The 1,167-nt window shown below is 63.2% G+C and carries 1 protein-coding gene; it reads left to right on the forward strand.

Translation table 11 applies throughout. The features are described from left to right. The coding region (gene tuf / locus KW843_RS26645) for an elongation factor Tu (protein ID WP_218298114.1) at positions 1 to 1,167 on the forward strand (1,167 nt) is incomplete at its 5' end.

Here is a 1,167-nt window from a genome sequence, read left to right on the forward strand (position 1 = left end):
ACCAAGCCTCACGTCAACGTGGGCACGATCGGCCACGTGGACCATGGCAAGACGACGCTGACGGCGGCCATCGCCACCGTGCTGTCCGCCAAGTTCGGCGGCGAAGCCAAGGCATACGACCAGATCGATGCGGCGCCCGAAGAAAAGGCCCGCGGCATCACGATCAACACCGCGCACGTGGAATACGAAACGGCCAACCGCCACTACGCCCACGTGGACTGCCCCGGCCACGCCGACTATGTGAAGAACATGATCACCGGCGCTGCCCAGATGGACGGCGCCATCCTGGTGTGCTCGGCCGCTGACGGCCCCATGCCCCAGACCCGCGAACACATCCTGCTGGCCCGCCAGGTGGGCGTGCCTTACATCATCGTGTTCCTGAACAAGTGCGACATGGTGGACGACGAAGAACTGCTGGAACTCGTCGAAATGGAAGTGCGCGAACTCCTGGACAAGTACGACTTCCCAGGCGACGACACCCCCATCATCCGTGGCTCGGCCAAGCTCGCCCTGGAAGGCGACAAGGGCAAGCTGGGTGAAGAAGCCATCATGAAGCTGGCCGAAGCGCTGGACACCTACATCCCCACGCCAGAGCGCGCTGTGGACGGTGCCTTCCTGATGCCCGTGGAAGACGTGTTCTCCATCTCCGGCCGCGGCACCGTGGTGACCGGTCGCGTCGAGCGCGGCATCATCAAGGTCGGCGAAGAAATCGAAATCGTCGGTATCCGCGACACGCAAAAGACCATCTGCACCGGCGTGGAAATGTTCCGCAAGCTGCTGGACCAAGGTCAAGCTGGCGACAACGTCGGCCTGCTGCTGCGCGGCACCAAGCGCGAAGACGTGGAGCGCGGCCAAGTGCTGTGCAAGCCCGGCTCGATCAAGCCCCACACCCACTTCACCGCTGAAGTGTATGTGCTGAGCAAGGACGAAGGCGGCCGCCACACCCCGTTCTTCAACAACTACCGCCCACAGTTCTACTTCCGCACGACCGACGTGACCGGCGCCATCGAGCTGCCGGCCGACAAGGAAATGGTCATGCCTGGCGACAACGTGTCGATCACCGTCAAGCTGATCAACCCCATCGCCATGGAAGAAGGCCTGCGCTTCGCCATCCGCGAAGGCGGCCGTACGGTCGGCGCTGGCGTCGTGGCCAAGATCATTGCTTAA

This window comes from Acidovorax sp. sif1233 (assembly GCF_019218755.1).
GTDB lineage: Bacteria > Pseudomonadota > Gammaproteobacteria > Burkholderiales > Burkholderiaceae_C > Acidovorax.